Origin of the sequence: Kushneria pakistanensis, assembly GCF_014652795.1 — a bacterium.
GTDB lineage: Bacteria > Pseudomonadota > Gammaproteobacteria > Pseudomonadales > Halomonadaceae > Kushneria > Kushneria pakistanensis.
On sequence record NZ_BMZM01000001.1, the window covers coordinates 25412 to 43298 of the forward strand.

Genomic DNA, 17887 nt, shown 5'->3' on the forward strand with positions numbered 1-17887 from the left:
TATCCACGATACCTGCCATCGCCTGTACGCCCTGAAGTGAACGCTTCAGGGCGTCTTGCGTTTTACACCCTTTTTAGCCCCGAGCGTGTTGGACCAATATCCGTTTGTGGCGGCGTTGTGGCGATGCCAGAGTAGGCAGGGGCCGAGAGCTTCTCTCATCGATCGCTACCCTGATTCTCTGGAGGTGGACAATGCAGTACGCCAGACCCGGCAGTTCGGATGCACTCGTACGCTTTCGCGACCGCTACGACAACTTCATCGGCGGGGAGTGGTGCGCGCCACACGATGGCCGCTACATGGATAACATCACGCCGGTCACCGGTGAGGTGTTCTGTCAGGTGGCACGCTCCGGACGCGAGGATGTTGATCGCGCCGTGAAGGCCGCGCAACAGGCAGCGCCCGGCTGGGCGGCCACGGCGCCGGCCGAGCGCGCCGGCATCATGTTGAAAATTGCCGATCGCATCGAGGAGAACCTCGAGATGCTGGCCGTGGCCGAGACCTGGGACAACGGCAAGCCGATCCGGGAATGTCTGGCCGCCGATATTCCGCTGCTGGCCGATCACTTTCGCTACTTTGCCGGCTGTATCCGCGCGCAGGAGGGCGGCATCAGCGAAATCGACAGCCAGACGGTGGCCTATCACTACCATGAACCCTATGGCGTGGTCGGGCAGATCATCCCCTGGAACTTTCCGCTGCTGATGGCCGGCTGGAAGCTGGCGCCGGCGCTGGTGGCCGGTAACTGCAGCGTGCTCAAGCCTGCCGAACAGACCCCGGCGTCCATCTGCGTACTGCTGGAACTGATCCAGGATCTGTTGCCGCCGGGCGTGCTCAACGTGGTACAGGGCATTGGAGAAGAGGCCGGCGAGGCCCTGGCCACCCATCCGGGCATCCAGAAGATTGCCTTTACCGGCTCCACCCCGGTGGGCAGTCACATCATGTCCCGGGCGGCGGAGCGCATTATCCCGGCCACGCTGGAACTGGGCGGCAAGTCGCCCAACATCTATTTCGAGGACGTGCTGGATCACGGCGATGCCTACATCGACAAGTGCGTCGAAGGGCTGATGATGACTTTCCTCAATCAGGGTGAGGTCTGCACCTGTCCGTCACGTGCGCTGATTCATGAGTCAGTCTATGACACGCTGATATCGCGTGCCGTGGCACGGGCCAAGCGGCTTAAATCCGGCAATCCGCTGGATACCGACACCGAGATGGGCGCTCAGGTCTCGAAAGAACAGTTCGACAAGATCCTCTCCTATATGGAGATCGGCCGTGACGAGGGTGCCGAGCTGTTGCTGGGTGGCGAGCGGGCGCAGGTCGATCACGACCATGAAAACGGCTTCTATGTGCAGCCCACGATCTTCAAGGGCCGCAACGACATGCGCATCTTCCAGGAGGAAATCTTCGGGCCCACGCTGTCCGTGACGACCTTCAAAACCGAGGAGGAGGCGCTGGCGATCGCCAACGATACCGAGTTCGGCCTGGGGGCCGGAGTCTGGACGCGTGACATGAACCGCGCCTATCGCATGGGCCGGGCCATTCAGGCAGGTCGTGTCTGGACCAACTGCTATCACCAGTATCCGGCGCACGCCGCCTTCGGCGGTTACAAGAAATCCGGTATCGGCCGCGAAACCCATCTGGCCATGCTGGGCAACTACCAGCAGCTCAAGTGCCAGCTGATCTCCTACAGCGATAGCCCGGTCGGGCTCTACTAAATACGATCCCCGGGTATCAGAGAGCGACTTCGGTCGCTCTTTTTTGTGCCTTTCACGCTGCAGAGATTGACGCGAATGAAAATGTTTCGCATATTGCGCCAATGCAATCTCTTATGAGAATCATTTGTATTCTCTTTGCGGGTGGGGGTCACCATGTTTGTATGCATGTGCAAGAAGGTCACGGACGGGCAGTTAAAGCAGGCAGTGGCGCTGGGCGCCTCGAGCTGGGAAGACGTGTCCCGGATGACCCGGTGTGCCACCCAGTGCGGCAAGTGCACCTGTCTTGCGCAGGAGATCGTCGATGAAGCGCTTTTGAAACGCCACATGGCGCAGCATATCCCGACGCGGCATTATGAAGAGCTTGCCTACGCCGTGCGCTGAGCAGGGCGCTTGCGCAAAGGAATCGGTATTAACTGCTAACTGTTTGAATTATCTTCTGATAATGGCTCGCATCGAGCCTTTTTTTATGCCCGTGTGGTCGAAATCCCCGTGCGTTTGATGGATACTGCCTCCACAGGCGGACGCAGGTTTCGGCGACTGCCATGACCACTGATGGCGGAGAAACACATGAAAGGCGATCCTCAGGTTATCGAGCACCTCAACAAAATCCTTGGCAATGAGCTTATTGCCATCAATCAGTATTTCCTGCATGCCCGCATGTATCGCAACTGGGGCCTGCATGGTCTGGGCGACTGGGAATATCAGGAATCGATCGAAGAGATGCAGCATGCCGATATCCTGATCGAGCGCATTCTGTTTCTTGACGGTCTGCCCAACCTGCAGGATCTGGGCAAGCTGCACATCGGCGAACACGTCAAGGAAATGCTGGAGTGCGATCTGCGTATCGAGCACGACGGGCGTAACGATCTGATCGCGGCCATCCGCTACTGCGAATCCGTGGCCGACTACCCCAGCAGCGAAATGCTCAAGAAGATCCTGGCCCAGGAAGAAGAGCACATCGATATCATCGAAACCGAACTGCACCTGCTTGAACAGGTCGGGCTGGAAAACTACAAGCAGCGCCAGATGCGCGCTGCCAGCGAGCGTGAAGAAGGTGAAACCACGACCTGATCCGGTCACCTTCTCACGCATGTCAGCGGGCCGCCCCAGGGGGCGGCCCGCTGTCGTTCGGGGGGGCGGCAGTGTCGAAGTTCGGCCGGATTAGAAGTGCCGAATCAATGAAAAACGCGCCACCGGCTCACCATCGATCTCGACGTTTTCCCGGAACATGGCCAGCGGCCGGACCCAGAGGCCAAATTCGCCATAAAGAGCGCGATAGACCACCAGCGGTTCTTCCGTCTCGCTGTGATGCGCAACGCCCAGCACCTCATAGTCACTGCCCTTGTAATGCCGATAGATACCGGGCGTCACGGCGTGTTCATTTTCTCGTTTCATGCAGGCTCCATTGTGGCGGATTCGGCATCACTGTCCGTGTTGTCAGCGGCGATGCCGGTACGAATCAGGCGTTCGATAGCGTGGCCGACGGCGGCAAAGCCAAAGGCGCCGGTGACGAAAGTGGCAGAACCATAGCCAGCGCTGCAACCGAGTTTCAGGGTCTCGCCATCGCCTGGTCGTGTATTGCACACCTCACCGGCACCGTCGGGATAGCGGCGCTGTTCGGGCGAGTAGACGCAGGTGACCGAAAACCGGCGTTTTGGGTTGCGGCTGAAACCATGGTCGCGCCGCAGCCGGCTGCGCACCTTTGACAGTAGCGGGTCATGCTCGGTGCGTGTGAGATCCGCGGTCATGATGCGGGTCGGATCGGTCAGGCCACCGGCGCCACCGGTCACGGTCAACCCGATTTTATGACGCCTGCAATAATCGATGAGCGCACACTTGGCGCCCACGTGGTCGATGGCATCAATGACGTGGTCGGTATCGCTTGGCAGCATGCGGGCAATATTATCCGGGGTGATAAAGCCCGAGATGGCCTCGACCTGAATCCACGGGTTGATCAGACGGCAGCGCTCGGCCATGACCTCGACCTTCGGGCGGCCGATGGTGCCATCAAGGGCATGGAGCTGACGGTTGATGTTGGTGGTGCAGACATCATCAAGGTCGATCAGGCTGATGCGCTCAAACCCCGAACGCGCCAGTGCCTCGACGCTCCAGCTGCCCACGCCGCCGATCCCGATGACCACCACGTGGGCGCTGCGAAGACGCTCGACGCCCGTATGACCATAAAGACGGCGCATGCCGTCAAAACGCGCGGCGAAGTCGGCCTCGTGACGGGCCGTGTCCAGATGCTCGGCGCTGGAGAAATCGCTCATGATGTGGGTTCTCTCCTGTAAGAGCTGTCGGTGGTGTCATGCCACTGCACCTGATTGACCGGGCAGTGGCCGCCCCAGCCAAATCGAAGCATCAGCGCTGCCATGTCCTCTTCAACGGCGGCGCTCACCCTGAGTCTTTGCTCGCAGGCAGGGTGATAAAACTCAAGCGTCACGGCCGCCAGCAGCAGGCGACCGGCATCGAAGTGATCCCGAAAGAAGCGGTTGTGGATGCCCTTGCCATGTTTGGCATCACCAATGATCGGATAGCCCCCGCGGCTCAGGTGACGACGAATCTGATGACGCCGTCCGGTCATGGGGGTGACCGACATCAGGGAATAGCGGCTGGTCGGGTAACGATCGATGGCAAGTGGCAGCTCCACGCTATCGAGTCTTCTGACATGGGTCTCGGCATCCATGGCCGGCATCTCCGCCTTGGGACGCTTGCCATCCTCTTCGCGCAGGGGCCAATCGTAGGTCGCTGCTTCCGGGCCGGTGCCCCGCACAATGGCAAGATAGCGCTTTTGTACCTGCTGGTGCTGGAACTGCTGACCCAGCGCGGTGGCCATTTCGGGTGTCAGGGCAAAGAGCAGGGCGCCCGAGGTGGGGCGGTCCAGCCGGTGAGCCGGATAGACACGCATTCCCAGCTGATCGCGCAGGGCCTGCAGCATGATCACTGGGGCGTGCCGGTCCAGCGCGCTGCGGTGCACCAGGGCACCGGAAGGCTTGTGAACCACCACCAGGTGATCATCGCGGTAAATAACGGGTATGGGCGTGGTCATGGCAACATCATGGCTGGGCATCAGGGGCTATTGTCGGCAATTGCATGGTCGGATGTACAGGGTCAGGATGGCGTGATGATCGGACTCTGTTAAAATCCCTGCGCCATCGGTAGCCCCCTGCCTGCGATGTCATGTCATCGCCTGCTGTCGTGTCGATGGGTCGCCTGGATCACATCTTCATGAGGACACATGCATGGCTCACCTGGTTGTACTCACTGGTGCCGGCATCAGCGCTGAAAGCGGTATCAAAACCTTTCGTGATGGTGATGGCCTCTGGGAAAATCATCATGTCGAGGATGTGGCGACGCCCGAGGCCTGGACGCGTGATCCCCACACCGTGCTGCGCTTTTACAATGAGCGTCGTGCCCAGGTGCGGGCCGCCCGTCCCAATGCCGCCCATCTGGCGCTGGCCGAACTCGAAAGGCATTTCCGGGTCAGCATCATTACCCAGAACATTGACGACCTGCATGAGCGCGCCGGCTCGCGCGATGTTCTGCACCTGCACGGCGAGATCCTGAAGGCGCGCTCCAGTCGCGATGCCCGCCTGGTGTATCGACTCGGCGAAGACGAGACCATCGAGATGGGCGACTGCTGTGACGACGGCGCTCAGCTGCGCCCGCACGTGGTCTGGTTTGGTGAAAACGTGCCGCTTTATGCCACTGCCTGCGATATTGTCGCAGAAGCTGATCTGCTGCTGATCGTGGGCACCTCGCTGGCCGTTACCCCGGCCTCGATGCTGATGGACGAGGCACCCATAAACGCCCCGCGTGTACTGGTGGATCCCGGTGCACGCGAGCTTGCCATCCAGGGCGTTGTGCCGCTTGCCACGAGCGCCACCGAAGGGGTCAGCCGCCTGCGCGACTTCTGGTCACAACATGGCCGCCTGCTCAAGCCCGACCCTGACATACTGCTGGATAGCTGAGGCTCTGATCGAGCCCCGTGCCCCCGCGGTTTATCACGAGCGCCGCCCATTTGCGGGCAGCGCGCATCCTGTCATCGCTATCAGATAGATACCTTCATGTTTGAGCAGATCAATCGATTCTTTCCGCTGTGGGCGCTGGGCGCGGCACTGCTGGCGGCCCTTTTCCCCGAATCCCTTGTATCGTTGAAGGGCTGGGTGCCGGTACTGCTGGCGCTAATCATGTTCACGATGGGGCTGACGCTGTCGCGTCACGACTTTGCCCGTGTGGCCCGCTCACCGCGGGCCGTGGTGATCGGGATCGGCCTTCAATACCTGTTGATGCCCGCAGCCGCCTTTGCCATTTCGCATCTTTTGGGGCTCGCACCGGAGCTTGCCGTGGGCATGATGCTGGTCGGGGCCACCTCGGGCGGGACGGCCTCCAACGTTATCACCTGGCTTGCCGGCGGCAATGTGGCGCTGTCGATCAGCATGACGCTGGTGTCGACGCTGTTGTCGATTGTCATGACGCCGCTGCTGGTCTGGCTCTGGATGGGTGCCAGCATCGATGTTCCGGTAGGCGGCATGCTCTGGAGCATTGCAAAGCTTGTGATCGTGCCGATCGCGCTGGGCAGTCTGATCAATCACTTTCTGGCCAGCACCATTGCCCGTATCGAGCCGGCGCTGGCAACAATTGCCATGGCCGCCATCGTGATGATCATCGCCATTGTGGTAGCGCTTAACGCCGGGCGTCTGGCGAGTCTGGGCCCCGTGATTGCGCTGGCCGTCATACTGCATAATGCCTGCGGGCTGGTGGGCGGTTTCTGGCTGTCACGGCTGGCAGGGCTCAATGCCCGGGACTGCCGCGCCGTGGCCATCGAGGTCGGCATGCAGAACTCCGGGCTTGCCGTATCGCTTGCCACCAACTTCTTTCCGGCGGCTGCGGCGTTGCCCGGCGCGCTCTTTTCGGTATGGCACAACATCTCCGGCTCGCTGTTGGCCGGCTACTGGAAAAGACGGCCTGCCACGTTGTCAGACGAGAAGCAGGGCACACCATGAGCGAGGGTCATGATCCGCTGGCGCCGCGCAAGCCGTTCAATGCACGCGGCAGCCTGGTCAAGCGCTGTGAGCAGTGCCGAATGCCGGGGCTGCACTGCATCTGTGCCTATCGCCTGCAGGTGGCCACGCGTGCGCATTTCTGGCTGATCACCCATCGCATCGAGCACTACAAGCCGACCAACACCGGTCGGCTGATTGGTGACTGCATTGCCGATACCCGGGTTTTCGAGTGGTCGCGGACCGAGCCGGACCCGGCACTGCTGGCCGCACTCGAGGATTCGCGTTTTGCCCCCTGTCTGGTCTTTCCCGATGATCAGGAAGACTATCGCCACCGGGTGGTAAACGTGGAAAAGGCCTGTGATACGTCGCGCATTCCGGTCTTTATCCTGCTTGATGGTACCTGGCGTCAGGCGCGGCGGATGTTTCGCAAAAGTGACTATCTCGCCACGCTGCCCATCGTGGCCCTGCGCACCGACCGTCTCACCCGCTATCGGCTGAGAAAACCGGCCAGCCCCGAGCACCTGTGCACGGCGGAAGTCGCCGCCGAACTGCTGCGACTCGCCGGCGACGAGGAGGGCGCTCAGGTACTCGATGACTACTTCATGGTGTTCAACGAGCAGTACGCCGCCGCCAGGCGCGATGCCGGTACACCCCATGAATCCGACGCTGCGCAGCGTCTGCTGACCAGACGCTGCGCGCACAACGCCTGAGCCGGCTATCCTTTGAACGCATGTTCATGACAGGAGAAATGATATGACACTGGGTATTCTGGCGACCATCGATGCCAAATCGGGTGAGGAAGGACGCGTTGAGGCCGAGCTGACCAGGGTTGTGGCGCCGTCCAGAGCCGATGACGGGTGCCTGCTTTATACCCTGACGCGGGACAGCGAGCAGCCATCGCGCTTTATCATGGTGGAACAGTGGCGTGATCGCGCCGCACTCGATGCCCATATTGCCACCGAGCACTACAAGCAGATGGCGCAGACCCTTGAAAACGCCATTGAGCACATGGAAGTCCGCGAGTACGACGTATTGACCTGATCATGCGTCGCCGGGTAACAAAGCGCCGTGACATCGTCACGGCGTTTTTTTGCCTGGCCTTTCAAGTCTAGCCAAAGAGCTGCCCGGCAATGCGCAGCCCGGCAATCCAGGTGGCTGCCGCCGAGCCTAGGGTGGAGAGCAGAAAGACCAGCAGCGTGCGGGCCACCCGGTTGCGCCACCAGCCGCGCCAGTGGCTGACGTCACGTCGCAGGGTAGAAAAGTCACCCACCGTGGGTTTTCGCATGTAGAGCTCGACGCCGGCCGTGACAAAGCCCACGCCGATGGTCGGATTCAGCGATGTCAGCGGTGCTGCCACCAGCGCAGCCAGTATGGTCAGCGGGTGACCCAGCGCGATCAGCGCGCCCAGGGCGGAAAGCGTCGAGTTGATCAGGACCCATTCGCCGACCAGCGACCAGCCCAGCCCGGTGTCGCGGCTAAAGCCCAGCGCGAAGCCGGCCACCACCAGTGCCACCACCAGCCAGGGCAGCAGCTTCCATATACGACCCGAGGGGGCCAGGGCCTCAAGCGTCTGACGCTCTTCGGTCACGGCCGGCGCTTTGGGAGGCTCGGCGTCCAGCGTGCGCAGGTGCGCGCTCATGCCCTTGAGGTGGCCGGCGCCAATGACCACCAAAACGCGCCGCGTCTCGCCTTCGGGCAGTGCTTCGACCACCTTGAGCGCCATATAGCGGTCGCGCTCCTCGACCAGCGGCGTATAAAGATGGCTGGATTGCTGTGCGAATTCGGCAAAGGTGGCCTCCAGCACGTCACCTTCCTTGAGGCGTTCGATCTCCTGACTCGAGACCTTGTCACGTGACAGTACGCTGCCGATCAGGCCTGAAATGAGCGTCATGCGCCGATACCATGGCACGTTGCGATAGACCCGTTTAAGGGTCACGCCGATCTCGCGATCGATCAGATACAGTGGCAGGTCGGCGCGTTGTGTTTCCTCGACGGCGGCCTTCATGTCAGCACCCGGCTCGATGCCGGACTGTTCCGCCACGCGCTGCTGGAAGGCGCCCAGCGCCAGACTGGCGGCCACCATGCCGGCCTTGCCCTGGCGCAGTACCTGGAAAAGATCGAGCCGGGCGATGGCATCGGGGTCCACCAGGCTCTGATGACGCGAGGCGCACAGCTCGATGGCTACGGCGTCAAATTCACCGGAGCGAATCAGGTCGCGTACCTCTTCGGCACTTTCACGGGACACATGGGCGGTGCCCACAAGGGTCAGATGATGATGACCGACATCAAGGGTTTCGCGCGGACCCTGTCCTTGGTTGGGCATGGTGACTCACAGGCTGGCGTCAATGAAGCTCGGCGTCGGATAGCGCCGATGCGGGAGGCGACATTATCGCTGAAGCGTCCACAATGAACAAAAGCTGACGCTGAACGGCCGGCGTCATCGGGCCCGGCTTTCGTAGCGAAGGCTTCTCGAGGGAGGGATGTCATGGCGTATCGACTGGCCGCCGATGGCGTGCTGATCGTGCATCTGGCCTTTATCATCTGGGTCGTGCTCGGTGCGCTGGCCGTCCTGTGGCGTCCGCATCTGGCATGGCTGCATCTGCCGGCACTGGCCTGGGCCGTGGCGCTGGAGCTCAATGGCTGGCGTTGCCCGCTCACCCCGCTTGAAAACATGCTGCGCCTGCAGGCAGGTCAGGCGGGGCTCGAGGGCGGTTTCATCGAGCACTATCTATTGAGGGTGATTTATCCGGCCGGCCTGACGCCGACCATACAGCTCTGGCTGGGGCTTGGGGCGCTTTTGATCAACCTGCCGCCTTACGTCTGGCTGATACGCAGGCGGTGGCGGCAGCGATAAGACCGGGCAGTGCTGGCAAGGGTGCGTTTGCCTGCTAGAAAAAGCTCAGGCCCACCTGGAAGAGGCGTTCGACTTCCTTGAGCTTGCGCTTGTCGACCACAAAAAGAATGATGTGATCATCGGTCTGAATGGTGATGTCACGGTGAGCGATCATGACATCACGTCCGCGCACGATGGCGCCGATGCTGACTCCCTCGGGCAGCTTGACCTCACCGACGGTACGCCCGACCACCCGCGAAGAGCGCGAATCCCCATGGGCAATCGCCTCGATCGCCTCGGCGGCACCGCGGCGCAGGGAGTGCACGTTGACGATGTCCCCACGGCGCACGTGGGTCAAAAGCCCGCCGATGGTGGCCTGCTGGGGGGAAATGGCGATATCGATCTCGCCGCCCTGCACCAGATCCACATAGGCCGGGTTGTTGATCAGGGTCAGCACCTTCTTGGCGCCCAGGCGCTTGGCCAGCATCGAGGACATGACGTTGACCTCGTCATCATTGGTCAGCGCACAGAAGATGTCGCACTCCTCGATGTTTTCCTCCACCAGCAGCCGCTTGCTGGTGGCACTGCCGTGCAGTACCACGGTGCGCTTTAGATTCTCCGACAGATGATTACAGCGCTCCAGATTCTGCTCCAGGATCTTGACCTGATAATCCTGCTCCAGCGTCTCGGCCAGACGCTCACCGATGTTGCCGCCGCCGCCGATCATCACCCGGCGAAAGCCCCGATCCACCCGCCTGAGTTCTCCCATGACGGTGCGGATGTCCTTGCGCGCGGCAATGAAAAATACCTCGTCATCGGCCTCGATGACGGTATTGCCACGGGGCATGATCGGGCGGTTGCGGCGATAGATGGCCGCCACCCGGGTATCGACATTGGGCATGTGGCGGCGCAGAAAGCCCAGCTCCTGACCCACCAGCGGCCCGCCGTAATAGGCCTTGACCGCCACCAGCTGCGCCAGGCCATTGGCAAAGTCCAGCACCTGCAGGGCACCGGGGTATTCGATCAGGCGGCGGATATGGTTGGTCACGACCTGCTCGGGGCTGATCAGCACATCGATCGGGATGGCGTCCTGGGAAAAGAGGCCCTTGCTGGTGAGATACTGGGTGGCCCGCACGCGGGCAATCTTGGTCGGCGTGCTGAACAGCGTATGGGCCACCTGACAGGCCATCATGTTGACCTCGTCGGAATTGGTCACGGCGATCAGCATGTCGGCGTCTTCGGCCCCGGCCTCTTTCAGGGTGATCGGGTAGGAGCACACTCCCTGCACGGTTCTCAGATCAAGGCGTGTACTTAAATCACGCAGGCGAACGCCATCGACATCCACCACGGTAATGTCGTTGTCTTCATGCGCCAGATGCTCGGCCAGCGTACCGCCTACCTGGCCTGCGCCCAGAATGATGATTTTCATGACGTTGGTCCGAAAGGTGATGGGGCAAAATCATTGGCGAGGATGTTGGCACCAAACGGCGACAAGGGAAAGGGCAGGGGGGATGGGTTATATGCAAAAGCAGGGTGCGGCAGCCAGGAGCTGGCTGCCGCAGGCGTATCACTCGAGAGTGAAGCCTACCTTGATGCTGACCTGCCAGTGGCCGACACGGTCATTTTCGATATGGCCACGGGTTTCGGTGACCTGAAACCAGTTCATGTTCTTGACCGTCTCGCTGGCCTTGGTCAGGGCATTTTGTACGGCATCCTCGATGCTGGTCTCCGAAGAGCCGGTCAGTTCGATGGACTTGTAGACATGATCGCTCATGGTGTCTTTCCTTTAACGTGGCCCCTGTTGGCTTCAGGCATCAGGGGGGTCCATGGAAGCGGTATCGACGATCGCGATACCGCCGTGTTCCAGCCGTTGATGCGTCGCGGTGTCGGATGCAAAGGACACCGGACGCGTCAGCGGCCAGAGAAATCGGGTGGTAAATCCTGCTCTGGCAGCATCCTCGGCCGTCCAGAGCACACAGACCTCGCGCGCCAGACCACAGACAGAGACCTCGGTCACTCCTCGCTCATGCAGCCAGCCGGCAAGCCCGGTGGATGGCCGCGTGCCGTCAGGGCCCAGGTTGTCACGAAAGCCGCTGTAGCTGTCCACGCGCGGGTCGCTGCCCTTGCGAATGATGACGTCCGCCAGTGACCAGTCCAGACGCGTATCCAGCACGGCACCGCTGGTCGCGCGTACGCAGTGATCCGGCCAGAGTGTTTGTGTCTCGCCATAAAGCGCGATCGTATCAAAGGGCTGATGATGGCCATGGCTGCTGGCAAAGGAGATATGGCCGGGCGGGTGCCAGTCCTGGGTCGCCACGATATGGCCATATTCACCGCTGGACAGGGCTGCCTGAATACCCTCAACGATTTCATTGCCGCGGGCACAGGGCAGTGCGCCTCCCGGCATGAAATCTACCTGCATGTCCACCACGATCAGTGCGCGCTGATCGATCGGTGGCCGAGTTTCGGGCATGTCAGTATCACGATGTGAGTGGGCCATGCGTGGTCAGATGTCCGGCAGCCAGGATGGCCTTCAGTATCGAAGGCCCCTGGCTATCTGACAAGCGTCGGCGTGTGAAAGGTTGTTGCCGGCGATGGTCAGCCTGTTTTTTCAGTTGGCTGCCTTCTCTAAAAGTGCATAGAAGAAGCCGTCATGGCCATCCGGTGTTGGCATCAGCTGGCGGCCCTCGCCGGAAGGCTTGCCCCAGTCGGCCGTGATCGGCAGTGCGCGCGCCTCAGGCGTGCGGGCCAGAAAGGCCGTGATCTGCTCGGCGTTTTCTGCCGGCAGTACCGAGCAGGTGGCATAAAGCAGCCGACCGCCTGGTGCCAGACGCTGCCATTGGGCATCCAGCAGGCGTGCCTGCAGCGCGGCCAGCTCGGCAATATCCTTTTCCCGGCGCAGGGCCTTGATGTCCGGGTGACGACGAATGACGCCGGTGCCCGAGCAGGGCGCGTCCAGCAAAATACCGTCGAAGGGCACGCCGTCCCACCAGTCATCCGTAGTGGCATCGGCCGCCACCAGCGTTGCCGAGAGATTCAGGCGTGCCAGCGTCTCGCGCACGCGCTCAAGGCGTGTGGCATCGCTGTCCAGTGCCGTCAGCGTACTGTCCGGAGCGCATTCCAGTAGATGCGCGCTCTTGCCGCCCGGGGCGCTGCAGGCGTCGAGCAGGCGAAGCGATGCGGGATGGGGCTTGAGACCTTCAAGCAGCAGTGATGCAGCCAGCTGGGCGGCTTCGTCCTGTACGCTGACATCGCCGTCCTGAAAGCCCGGCAGCTGCTCGACATCGCAGGGTGTCTCCAGCGTCAGGCCATCCGGGCTGAAGGGGCAGGGGCGGGCAGCCAGACCTGCGCCTTCCAGCCGCTCAAGCCATTGCGTGCGGGACTGATGGCGGCGGTTGACGCGCAATGTCATGGGGCCGGGCGTGTTGTTGGCGGTGACAATATCGCGCCACTGCTCGGGCCAGGACTGCTGCAACAGGGTGAGCAGCCACTGCGGGTGCCAGTGTGCGGCAGCAGGCGTCTTTTCAACGTCTGCCAGCAGCGTGTCACGTTCACGATCGGCGCGCCGCAGGCAGCCGTTGATGACCCGGGTCGCCCACTCCTTGTTGAGTTCGCGCGCGCCACCCGCTGTTTCACCGACGGCGGCGTGCGCCGGAATGCGCATGTGATAAAGCTGATACAGCCCGATCAACAGCAGGGCGTGAATGTCCTGATCGCGTTGCTTGAACGCGGATTTCAAAAGTCTTTCGGCCAGAGCTTCAAGCTGTGGCAGGGCGCGACAGACGCCAAAGCACAGCGCCCGATAAAGCCCCTGATCCCGCGGAGCAACCCCTTCAGGAACATCACCTGACAGCGCACCGCGCTGATTGAGCACGGGGGCCAGTGCCAGGGCGGCATGGGCACGCACGCCCATGGTGCGTTTGGGCTTTTGAGGGCGTTGACGTGTCATTGGTCTGCTCCCAGCAGTGTGCCGGCGGCAAGGTATTCGCGCCGGCTATTGAGCAATTCGTGGGCCGATAGCGCCTTGCCGCCCGGTAGCTGGGCATGGGTGATGCGCAGGACGCCATCACCGCAGGCCACGCACAGGGCATCCGGCTGGGCTTCGAGCAGCTGGCCCGGCAAGGCCTTCGTCTCATTGCCCTGGGCCGCGCGCGCTTCGGCATGCCAGATCCGCAGTGTGTCACCGCCCAGCGTGGTCCAGGCGACCGGGAAAGGGTTGAACGCCCGCACGCGCTGCGAAAGCGTGGTAGCACTCTGGCTGAAGTCGAGCCGGGCTTCGGCCTTGCTCAGCTTGGCAGCATACGTCACGCCTTCCTCGGGCTGTGGTGTGGCCGGCAGCTGGTTGTCACTCATGCGATCGAGTGCTTCGATCAGGGCAGCGGTGCCGATACTGGCCAGCTGATCATGCAGCGTGGCGGCCGTGGTCGTGTCATCAATGGGGGCGCGGGCCGTCAGCAGCATGTCGCCGGTATCGAGCCCTTCATCCATCGCCATGATGGTCACGCCGCTTTCACGATCGCCGGCCTCGATGGCGCGCTGGATCGGCGCCGCGCCGCGCCAGCGCGGCAGCAGGGAGGCGTGAACGTTAATGGCCCCCAGCCGCGGGATGTCCAGCACGGCCTTGGGCAGAATCAGTCCGTAGGCGACCACCACCAGCAGATCAATGTCGGCCTCGATCAGCGGGGCATGGGTATCGGGGGTTTTCAGTTTCTCGGGCTGATGCACGGCAAGGCCATGTTCCAGCGCCAGCGCCTTGACCGGGGAGGGGGTCAGGCGACGTCCGCGCCCGGCCGGGCGGTCGGGCTGGGTGTAGACACAGATGACCTCATGGCGGCTGGCGAGCAGGGCGCGAAGATGTTCGGCGGCGAAGTCCGGCGTGCCGGCAAAGGCAATGCGAAGGGGGCTGGGCATGGCGTGGTCCTGAAAGACGTCAGCGCCCCTGCAGGGGGCGCCGATGAAGGTGATGGGCAATCAGTGATGGCAGGGCAACAGGATCAGGAAGCCGTCTTTTGCCGCTTGAGCATCTTCTTTTTGACACGATCACGCTTGAGCGGGGAGAGATAATCGATAAACAGCACCCCCTCCAGGTGGTCCAGCTCGTGCTGAATGCAGTGTGCCAGCAGGCCATCGGCTTCCAGCTCATAGGGCTTGCCGTTGCGATCCTGTGCCTTTAAATGTACCCGCAGGGCACGGGGCACCTCGGCGTAGTATTCCGGAATCGACAGGCAGCCTTCCTGCAGGGGCTCACGCGCCTCGCCCAGCAGCGTGACTTCCGGATTGACCAGCGCCAGCGGCTGGTTCTTTTCTTCGCTGACATCCATCACGATCACGCGGCGATGCACGTCGACCTGTGTGGCGGCAAGGCCGATCCCCGGGGCGTCATACATGGTTTCAAACATGTCATCGATCAGGCGACGCACGTCGTCATCCACCTGGGTGACAGGCTCGGCACGGGTGCGCAGGCGTTCATCGGGGTATTCGAGAATAGTCAGTAGAGCCATGTTCGTATCTGTTGTGGGGTCGTCACTCGTGCGTCCCGAGGATTACTGCGGGTCAAGAAAGCCGGGATGACGGCCGTAAATGCATGAATGGATTCACTCCGTATGGCGCCCATTGTAGTGCGCAGGCGTTGGCAACGGAACCGACAGCAGGGCGAAGATGACATGAGAAGGCAAAAGATGGATGCCAGGGGTACCCGCGTCAGCCAGGCCACAAGGTATATGGCACTGGTGGCGATCATGGTGACCGCCGTTGTGCCCTGGGCCGGTGCAGTGAAGGCAGCCCCCGCAGACGCGCAGGACAGTGTCGTGACCCTGGCGCCCAGACTGCGCTTTCTCCCGCTGGAGCAGCAGCAATCACCCGTGGACATTTCCGCCCGGGCGCAGTCACTGATGAACTATCGCATCATCGAGACCGGCGCGGAGGCGCCGAGCGCCTATGTGGTCAGCGGCAGTGAGGGCCGATTGATCAGCGGTGCCGGCGATCAGGTGCTGGCGCGCCATGTTGAGGGGCGCTCGGGTCAGCGTTTTGGCATCTATACCCCGGGCACCCTGCTGAAGGATGCACAGGGCAATGCGCTGGGGCAGGTCATGATACGCCAGGGGGTGGCACGCCTGAAGCGTCCGGGCATGCCACTGTCGACGCTTACGATCGAAAAGAGCCCGCGTGAAGTGAGCGCCGGGGCACAGCTCATGGCGCTTGATGACTGGACGCCCCCGGCGCAGCTGATGCCACAGGCCACGCCGGAGGGTACGCAGGGCCGAATTATCGACCGGCCGGGCGACGGCCATATGGTAGGGCTTCGCGATATCGTGGTGATCGATCTGGGACGTCATCAGGTAGCACCCGGCATGCGCCTGCGGGTGCTGGGTGAGGCCGAGGGCGTGACCGACCCGGTGACCGGTGAATCGCTGACCCTGGAGGGTGGCGTACTGGGCACGCTGATGATCGTGCGCACCTTTGAGCAGGCCAGCCTTGCGCTGGTGACCCGCGCCGGACTGCCCATGGCCACGGGAGATCGGGTGGAGGCGGCTTCTGATGACTGACATCACGCAACCTCAGACGCCTCATGAGTGGCTGGCGCTGTCGATGCTGCCCCGCGTGGGCGCGCGCCGTTTGATGGCGCTCAGGCAGGCGGCCCCTGTCTGGCCCGACGGCTGGCTGGCCCGCCTGCCCGAGGAGGCCGCACAGATGATGCGGTATTACCTTCAGATGCCGGGCCAGGGGTCACTGCATGCGCGGGTCGAAACAGCCATGGCGTGGCTTGAAAGGAGTGAGCAGCACCACCTGCTGACGCCGGATCATCCGGCCTGGCCGGCCATGCTCGATGAGCTGCCGGACCCGCCGCCGGTACTGTGGGGCTGGGGCGCGCTTGAGGCGCTGTCGCTGCCGGCGCTGGCGGTCGTGGGCACTCGTCGGCCCACCCGAGAGGGGCAGGACAATGCCTGGCGGTTGGCGCGTGACATGGCCGGGGCCGGTTATGGCGTCGTCAGCGGCCTGGCCCTGGGCGTGGATGGGTGCGCCCATCACGGCGCGCTGGAAGCCGGTGGCGCGACCGTGGCAGTGCTGGGCTGCGGCGTTGATGTGCTCTATCCGCGTACCCATGCCCGTCTGCGTCAGCAGCTGCTGGACCGGGGAGGTCTGCTGCTGTCGGAGCATCCGCCCGGCACGCGGGCGCATCCTCAGCACTTCCCTCGGCGCAATCGCATCATTACCGGACTGTCGCTGGGCGTGCTGGTGGTCGAGGCAGCCATGGCCAGCGGCTCGCTGGTGAGTGCACGACTTGCCATGGAACAGAATCGGGAAGTGTTTGCCCTGCCTGGGTCATTGCACAACCCTCAGGCGCGCGGTTGCCTGTGGTTGATTCGCGAAGGCGCCCGGTTGGTGACCTGTCTGGAGGATATCCTGCAGGAGCTGCCCGAGCGTCAGTGGTGCGCTGCAGCGTCCGGCACGGCGGGTGTGATCGCTGCGCCTGACGCGCATGGGATCCCAGATGCGGCCTCGCCCGGCGCAGCACCGGTCGATGGTCCCGAGGACCCGCTGTGGCAATGGCTGTCAGATGCACCCTTGCCAGTCGATGCGCTGGTCGAGCGTACCGGTGACTCGATCGGCGCGCTGCAGTCGCGTCTTCTCATGCTGGAACTGGAAGGCTGGGCCGCGCAGGTGGCAGGTGGCTGGGTCCGCAGGCTGGCATGAGATACACTGCCCCCTGACTGGGGCAACGGTATTCACGCAGCATGTCTTCACGTTTTGACACTTCTTCTGTTCAGCATCAGCAGCTCAAGGACGCCGTCGTGTATCTGCACGACGGCGGCGTTGTGGCCTACCCGACGGAAGCCGTCTGGGGGTTGGGCTGCGATCCCGACAATACCGAGGCGCTGGAGCGCCTTGTGACCCTCAAGGCGCGCGACCCGGCCAAGGGACTGATCCTGATCGCCTCTCGCATCGAGCAGTTCGCGCCATGGCTTGCCGGGCTTGACGACACGCATCTGGCACGCCTTGAGGCCAGTTGGCCCGGCCCCGTGAGCTGGCTGGTACCGGATAACGGTCGTGCGCATCCGCTGGTGCGTGGCGAACATGAAAGCGTGGCCCTGCGGGTCAGCGACCATCCGCTGGTCGGCGCGCTGTGTGACGCCTTTGGCGGCCCGCTGGTGTCGAGTTCGGCCAACCGGGCCAATGAGGCGCCATGCCTTGATGCTGAAGAGATCCGGGATGTCTTTGGTACCCACGTCCTTGTTGTGGATGGACCGCTGGGTGGGCGCACGCGCCCCAGCGAGATCCGCGATCTGCTCACCAATGATGTGCTGCGCGACTAGACGTATCCCCGCAATACAATG

General features: G+C 62.5%; 21 protein-coding genes. 11 read left to right on the forward strand and 10 right to left on the reverse strand.

What is annotated here, in order from left to right; translation table 11 throughout:
* Positions 1-191 precede the first annotated feature (191 nt).
* From exaC to bfr, 3 genes are all read left to right on the forward strand, one after another.
* On the forward strand, positions 192-1712 hold the full coding sequence (exaC, locus tag IE123_RS00115) for an acetaldehyde dehydrogenase ExaC (RefSeq protein WP_189513827.1): 1521 nt from the start codon (positions 192-194) through the stop codon (positions 1710-1712).
* A gap of 153 nt (positions 1713-1865) precedes the next feature.
* Positions 1866-2093: a (2Fe-2S)-binding protein gene (locus IE123_RS00120; protein ID WP_189513830.1), complete on the forward strand. Its 228-nt coding sequence runs from the start codon at positions 1866-1868 to the stop codon at positions 2091-2093.
* A 186-nt stretch (positions 2094-2279) separates the two neighbouring features.
* Positions 2280-2783, forward strand: coding sequence for a bacterioferritin (gene bfr / locus IE123_RS00125; protein ID WP_189513833.1), 504 nt, complete (start codon positions 2280-2282; stop codon positions 2781-2783).
* A 90-nt stretch (positions 2784-2873) separates the two neighbouring features.
* On the opposite strand, the gene IE123_RS00130 is transcribed toward bfr, so the two are convergent.
* Genes IE123_RS00130 through IE123_RS00140 form a run of 3 tightly spaced genes read right to left on the reverse strand, consistent with a single transcriptional unit; the run spans position 2874 to position 4761 of the window.
* Positions 2874-3107 (reverse strand): DUF1653 domain-containing protein, encoded by a 234-nt coding sequence (locus IE123_RS00130; RefSeq protein ID WP_189513836.1) that lies wholly within the window; start codon positions 3105-3107, stop codon positions 2874-2876.
* Positions 3104-3982 (reverse strand): tRNA cyclic N6-threonylcarbamoyladenosine(37) synthase TcdA, encoded by an 879-nt coding sequence (gene tcdA / locus IE123_RS00135; RefSeq protein WP_189513839.1) that lies wholly within the window; start codon positions 3980-3982, stop codon positions 3104-3106. The genes IE123_RS00130 and tcdA overlap by 4 nt, the downstream gene beginning before the upstream one ends.
* A complete protein-coding gene (locus IE123_RS00140; protein WP_189513841.1) occupies positions 3979-4761 on the reverse strand; it encodes a pseudouridine synthase in 783 nt (260 codons plus the stop codon). Before IE123_RS00140 ends, tcdA begins: the two co-directional genes overlap by 4 nt.
* 193 nt (positions 4762-4954) lie before the next feature.
* Between IE123_RS00140 and IE123_RS00145 the strand changes: the two genes are divergently transcribed.
* The 4 genes from IE123_RS00145 (at position 4955) to IE123_RS00160 (ending at position 7759) form a co-directional block, all read left to right on the forward strand.
* On the forward strand, positions 4955-5683 hold the full coding sequence (locus IE123_RS00145) for an SIR2 family NAD-dependent protein deacylase (RefSeq protein ID WP_189513844.1): 729 nt from the start codon (positions 4955-4957) through the stop codon (positions 5681-5683).
* Positions 5684-5779: 96 nt separating this feature from the next.
* A complete protein-coding gene (locus IE123_RS00150; protein ID WP_189513847.1) occupies positions 5780-6718 on the forward strand; it encodes a bile acid:sodium symporter family protein in 939 nt (312 codons plus the stop codon).
* Entirely contained in the window at positions 6715-7428 is a 714-nt protein-coding gene (locus IE123_RS00155; RefSeq protein ID WP_189513850.1) for a tRNA-uridine aminocarboxypropyltransferase, read from the forward strand. The genes IE123_RS00150 and IE123_RS00155 overlap by 4 nt, the downstream gene beginning before the upstream one ends.
* Before the next feature lie 43 nt (positions 7429-7471).
* Positions 7472-7759 carry a putative quinol monooxygenase gene (locus tag IE123_RS00160; protein ID WP_189513852.1) on the forward strand — a complete coding sequence of 96 codons (288 nt, stop codon included), beginning with the start codon at positions 7472-7474 and terminating at the stop codon, positions 7757-7759.
* Positions 7760-7826: 67 nt separating this feature from the next.
* On the opposite strand, the gene IE123_RS00165 is transcribed toward IE123_RS00160, so the two are convergent.
* On the reverse strand, positions 7827-9041 hold the full coding sequence (locus tag IE123_RS00165) for a TraB/GumN family protein (protein WP_189513856.1): 1215 nt from the start codon (positions 9039-9041) through the stop codon (positions 7827-7829).
* Positions 9042-9203: 162 nt separating this feature from the next.
* On the opposite strand from IE123_RS00165, the gene IE123_RS00170 reads away from it, so the two are divergent.
* Complete coding sequence (locus IE123_RS00170; protein ID WP_189513859.1) at positions 9204-9572, forward strand: DUF2784 domain-containing protein; 369 nt, start codon at positions 9204-9206, stop codon at positions 9570-9572.
* 34 nt (positions 9573-9606) lie between these two features.
* Here IE123_RS00170 and trkA read toward each other — a convergent pair whose 3' ends face one another.
* From trkA to def, 6 genes are all read right to left on the reverse strand, one after another.
* Positions 9607-10980 carry a Trk system potassium transporter TrkA gene (gene trkA / locus IE123_RS00175; protein ID WP_189513862.1) on the reverse strand — a complete coding sequence of 458 codons (1374 nt, stop codon included), beginning with the start codon at positions 10978-10980 and terminating at the stop codon, positions 9607-9609.
* 138 nt (positions 10981-11118) lie between these two features.
* Entirely contained in the window at positions 11119-11325 is a 207-nt protein-coding gene (locus tag IE123_RS00180; protein ID WP_189513866.1) for a dodecin, read from the reverse strand.
* Between the two features lie 33 nt (positions 11326-11358).
* On the reverse strand, positions 11359-12024 hold the full coding sequence (locus IE123_RS00185; protein ID WP_189513869.1) for a nicotinamidase: 666 nt from the start codon (positions 12022-12024) through the stop codon (positions 11359-11361).
* Positions 12025-12162: 138 nt separating this feature from the next.
* Positions 12163-13500 carry a 16S rRNA (cytosine(967)-C(5))-methyltransferase RsmB gene (gene rsmB, locus IE123_RS00190; RefSeq protein WP_189513871.1) on the reverse strand — a complete coding sequence of 446 codons (1338 nt, stop codon included), beginning with the start codon at positions 13498-13500 and terminating at the stop codon, positions 12163-12165.
* The gene (gene fmt / locus IE123_RS00195; RefSeq protein ID WP_189513874.1) at positions 13497-14462 is read right to left on the reverse strand and encodes a methionyl-tRNA formyltransferase; all 966 of its coding nucleotides are present in this window, start codon (positions 14460-14462) and stop codon (positions 13497-13499) included. The genes rsmB and fmt overlap by 4 nt, the downstream gene beginning before the upstream one ends.
* Positions 14463-14545: 83 nt before the next feature.
* Entirely contained in the window at positions 14546-15052 is a 507-nt protein-coding gene (gene def / locus IE123_RS00200; protein ID WP_189513877.1) for a peptide deformylase, read from the reverse strand.
* Between the two features lie 162 nt (positions 15053-15214).
* Between def and IE123_RS00205 the strand changes: the two genes are divergently transcribed.
* From IE123_RS00205 to tsaC, 3 genes are read left to right on the forward strand one after another with little or no spacing between them, the layout of a single operon-like run.
* The gene (locus tag IE123_RS00205) at positions 15215-16096 is read left to right on the forward strand and encodes a hypothetical protein (protein WP_189513881.1); all 882 of its coding nucleotides are present in this window, start codon (positions 15215-15217) and stop codon (positions 16094-16096) included.
* A complete protein-coding gene (gene dprA, locus IE123_RS00210) occupies positions 16089-17246 on the forward strand; it encodes a DNA-processing protein DprA (RefSeq protein ID WP_189513884.1) in 1158 nt (385 codons plus the stop codon). The genes IE123_RS00205 and dprA overlap by 8 nt, the downstream gene beginning before the upstream one ends.
* 41 nt (positions 17247-17287) lie before the next feature.
* The gene (gene tsaC / locus IE123_RS00215; protein ID WP_189513887.1) at positions 17288-17866 is read left to right on the forward strand and encodes an L-threonylcarbamoyladenylate synthase type 1 TsaC; all 579 of its coding nucleotides are present in this window, start codon (positions 17288-17290) and stop codon (positions 17864-17866) included.
* Positions 17867-17887 lie beyond the last annotated feature (21 nt).

Coding starts and splice junctions, on each gene's coding strand:
- tcdA (WP_189513839.1), bottom strand. CDS start 3,982: ATGAGCGATTTCTCCAGCGCCGAGCATCTGGACACGGCCCGTCACGAG.
- IE123_RS00140 (WP_189513841.1), bottom strand. CDS start 4,761: ATGACCACGCCCATACCCGTTATTTACCGCGATGATCACCTGGTGGTG.
- tsaC (WP_189513887.1), top strand. CDS start 17,288: ATGTCTTCACGTTTTGACACTTCTTCTGTTCAGCATCAGCAGCTCAAG.
- IE123_RS00205 (WP_189513881.1), top strand. CDS start 15,215: ATGAGAAGGCAAAAGATGGATGCCAGGGGTACCCGCGTCAGCCAGGCC.
- IE123_RS00165 (WP_189513856.1), bottom strand. CDS start 9,041: ATGCCCAACCAAGGACAGGGTCCGCGCGAAACCCTTGATGTCGGTCAT.
- IE123_RS00180 (WP_189513866.1), bottom strand. CDS start 11,325: ATGAGCGATCATGTCTACAAGTCCATCGAACTGACCGGCTCTTCGGAG.
- trkA (WP_189513862.1), bottom strand. CDS start 10,980: ATGAAAATCATCATTCTGGGCGCAGGCCAGGTAGGCGGTACGCTGGCC.
- dprA (WP_189513884.1), top strand. CDS start 16,089: ATGACTGACATCACGCAACCTCAGACGCCTCATGAGTGGCTGGCGCTG.
- IE123_RS00155 (WP_189513850.1), top strand. CDS start 6,715: ATGAGCGAGGGTCATGATCCGCTGGCGCCGCGCAAGCCGTTCAATGCA.
- IE123_RS00185 (WP_189513869.1), bottom strand. CDS start 12,024: ATGCCCGAAACTCGGCCACCGATCGATCAGCGCGCACTGATCGTGGTG.
- exaC (WP_189513827.1), top strand. CDS start 192: ATGCAGTACGCCAGACCCGGCAGTTCGGATGCACTCGTACGCTTTCGC.
- IE123_RS00170 (WP_189513859.1), top strand. CDS start 9,204: ATGGCGTATCGACTGGCCGCCGATGGCGTGCTGATCGTGCATCTGGCC.
- IE123_RS00160 (WP_189513852.1), top strand. CDS start 7,472: ATGACACTGGGTATTCTGGCGACCATCGATGCCAAATCGGGTGAGGAA.
- bfr (WP_189513833.1), top strand. CDS start 2,280: ATGAAAGGCGATCCTCAGGTTATCGAGCACCTCAACAAAATCCTTGGC.
- IE123_RS00130 (WP_189513836.1), bottom strand. CDS start 3,107: ATGAAACGAGAAAATGAACACGCCGTGACGCCCGGTATCTATCGGCAT.
- IE123_RS00150 (WP_189513847.1), top strand. CDS start 5,780: ATGTTTGAGCAGATCAATCGATTCTTTCCGCTGTGGGCGCTGGGCGCG.
- fmt (WP_189513874.1), bottom strand. CDS start 14,462: ATGCCCAGCCCCCTTCGCATTGCCTTTGCCGGCACGCCGGACTTCGCC.
- IE123_RS00145 (WP_189513844.1), top strand. CDS start 4,955: ATGGCTCACCTGGTTGTACTCACTGGTGCCGGCATCAGCGCTGAAAGC.
- def (WP_189513877.1), bottom strand. CDS start 15,052: ATGGCTCTACTGACTATTCTCGAATACCCCGATGAACGCCTGCGCACC.
- IE123_RS00120 (WP_189513830.1), top strand. CDS start 1,866: ATGTTTGTATGCATGTGCAAGAAGGTCACGGACGGGCAGTTAAAGCAG.
- rsmB (WP_189513871.1), bottom strand. CDS start 13,500: ATGACACGTCAACGCCCTCAAAAGCCCAAACGCACCATGGGCGTGCGT.